Raw genomic sequence first — 2,864 nt, 5'->3', positions numbered from 1 at the left:
TAATACCGTACGGCGCCGCCCCGAAAGGGTGCGGCGCCGCAATTTTATGGCGATTCCGAGTGACATGCTGACCTTGGCAAGCACTTGACGCGTTGCAGCAGGCAAAGGATTGCAGCCCATCGCCCCAGCGTTGCGCGCTCACGTAAGCGTAAAGATGAATCTGAAGGTCGGTTCATTATCATACATGGCGGAAACCCTGACATTTCGTTCAGAAAAGCGCCTCTTGTGCAGCATTACGCAACCTTGGTTCACATTTTCGCAACACGACCTATTCTTTTCGCACTTGCACAAAAGCCGATTCGGCAGCATACAGACAGTGCCTTTCAGGCATCCTCTCCCAAAACTTCTACGGCCTGGTCGGAAACGACCGGGCCTTTTTTCTTGTCCGGGTAATGCGCGAATTCCGCCACTCGGAAAGGGAACACGCGCGCATCGTACGGGTTCGAATTGCATTCCCCGGTGGCGATACCCAGCTATCCTCCACCGACCGGTCGATCAGCAGATGACCGGGATCGGGATCGAGGAAGGAACACCCCGCACATGGCGGATACCGAAACCAAGACCGAAGACCGCACCATCAAGCTGCAGGTCGCCGCCGCTCGTCAGGAAGAGAGCGGCCAGGGCATCGCCCGCCTGTCTCGCGCCGCATTGGGCGAGATCGGCGCCATGGAAGGCGACGTGCTCGAAATCACCGGCAAGGCCGTGACCGTGGCCCGCGCCGTACTCGCCTACGACGAGGACGAGGGCCTCAGCGTCATCCGCCTCGACGGCCTCCAGCGCGGCAATGCCGAAGTTGGCTCCGGCGACCACGTCACCATCCGCAAGGCCGAATCGCGCCCCGCCCAGCGCGTCGTCTTCGCGCCGGCGCAGAAGGACATGCGCCTGCAGGGCCCGTCCGCCGCACTCAAGCGCAACTTCTTCCAGCGCCCCATGGTGCAGGGAGACCTCGTCGCCACCACCGGCCAGCAGCAGGTCGCGGACATCCCGCCCCAGCTGCGCCGCATGTTCAACGCGCCCGCCTATGCGCTGACCCAGATCCGCCTCAACGTCGTCTCCACCACCCCGCGCGGCATCGTCCACATCGACGAGAACACCGAAGTCGAACTGCGCGAGGTCTTCGAGGAAGCCCACGACGCGCGCGGCGACGTCAACTACGACGACGTCGGCGGCATGAGCGACACCATCCGCCAGCTGCGCGAGATGGTCGAACTGCCGCTGCGCTACCCCGAACTGTTCACCCGCCTCGGCGTCGCCCCGCCCAAGGGCGTCCTGCTCCACGGCCCGCCGGGGACCGGCAAGACGCGCCTGGCGCAGGCCGTCGCCAACGAGAGCGAGGCCAGCTTCTTCTCGATCAACGGCCCCGAGATCATGGGCTCCGGCTACGGCGAGAGCGAGAAGCACTTGCGCGAGATCTTCGAGGAGGCGACCAAGTCCGCCCCCGCGATCGTCTTCATCGACGAGATCGACTCGATCGCCCCCAAGCGCGACCAGGTCCACGGCGAAGCGGAAAAGCGCCTCGTCGCCCAGCTGCTCACGCTGATGGACGGCCTCAACAGCCGCGCCCACGTGGTCGTCATCGCCGCCACCAACCGCCCCGACGCCATCGACGAGGCCCTGCGCCGCCCCGGCCGCTTCGACCGCGAGATCGTCATCGGCGTGCCCGACGAGAAGGGCCGCCGCGAGATCCTCGGCATCCACACGCGCGGCATGCCGCTGAGCGAGCGCGTGGACCTGAACGAGCTGGCCCGCACCACCCACGGCTTCGTCGGCGCCGACCTTGCCGCCCTCGCCCGCGAGGCCGCGATCGAGGCGGTGCGCCGCATCATGCCCAAGCTCGACCTCGAGGCGCGCACCATCCCCGCCGAAGTGCTCGACAACCTGCAGGTCTACCGCGAGGACTTCCTCGCCGCCCTCAAGCGCGTCCAGCCCTCCGCCATGCGCGAGGTCATGGTGCAGGTGCCGAACATCGGCTGGGCCGACATCGGCGGCCTGGACGAGGCACAGATCAAGCTGAAGGAAGGCATCGAACTGCCGCTGAAGAACCCCGAGGCGTTCCACAAGCTGGGCATCCGCCCGGCCAAGGGCTTCCTCCTCTACGGCCCGCCCGGCACCGGCAAGACCCTGCTGGCCAAGGCCGTGGCGAAAGAGGCCGAGGCGAACTTCATCTCGATCAAGTCCTCCGACCTTCTCAGCAAGTGGTACGGCGAAAGCGAACAGCAGATCGCCAAGCTGTTCGCCCGCGCCCGTCAGGTGGCCCCGTGCGTGATCTTCATCGACGAGATCGACAGCCTCGTCCCCGCCCGCGGCATGGGCGGCGGCGGCAGCGAACCGCAAGTCACCGCCCGCGTGGTCAACACCATCCTCGCCGAGATGGACGGGATGGAGGAACTGCAGTCGGTCGTCCTCGTCGGCGCCACCAACCGCCCGGCACTGGTCGACCCCGCCCTCCTGCGCCCCGGCCGCTTCGACGAACTGGTCTACGTCGGCACCCCCGACGCACCGGGCCGCGAACACATCCTCGGCATCCACACCGGCAAGATGCCGCTGGCCGAGGACGTGCGCCTGGGCGAGATCGCCGACCGCACCGAACGCTTCACCGGCGCGGACCTGGAAGACGTCGTGCGCCGCGCCGGCCTCATCGCCATCCGCAAACGCGGCGCGAGCGTGGAAGAAGTGACGATGCAGGACTTCGAGGAAGCCCTCGAAGACAGCCGCGCCACCGTGACCGAAGCCATGGAAGACGAGTACCAGCGCATGAAAGGCGAACTGAAAAAGCGCGCCATGGAAGTGACGCCGATCGGCTTCATCGCCCCGGGCATGGTGGAAAGCACCCGCGAACGGAAGCACTGAGGGTTCGGGTGGGG

1 protein-coding gene is annotated in these 2,864 nt (G+C 66.3%); it reads left to right on the top strand.

Translation table 11 applies throughout. From position 1 onward, the window contains the following. Window positions 1-540 precede the first annotated feature (540 nt). Entirely contained in the window at window positions 541-2,850 is a 2,310-nt protein-coding gene (locus tag ACYPYD_RS11380; protein WP_036528452.1) for a CDC48 family AAA ATPase, read from the top strand. The last annotated feature ends 14 nt before the right edge of the window (window positions 2,851-2,864 follow it).

The organism is Novosphingobium sp. 11B (assembly GCF_054589055.1).
Note: the sequence above shows the minus strand (reverse complement) of the source record. Positions and strands in the feature narration are given on the sequence as shown.

Excerpts from the sequence above, each read along its gene's own strand:
- ACYPYD_RS11380 (WP_036528452.1), top strand. The coding sequence starts at position 541 with ATGGCGGATACCGAAACCAAGACCGAAGACCGCACCATCAAGCTGCAG.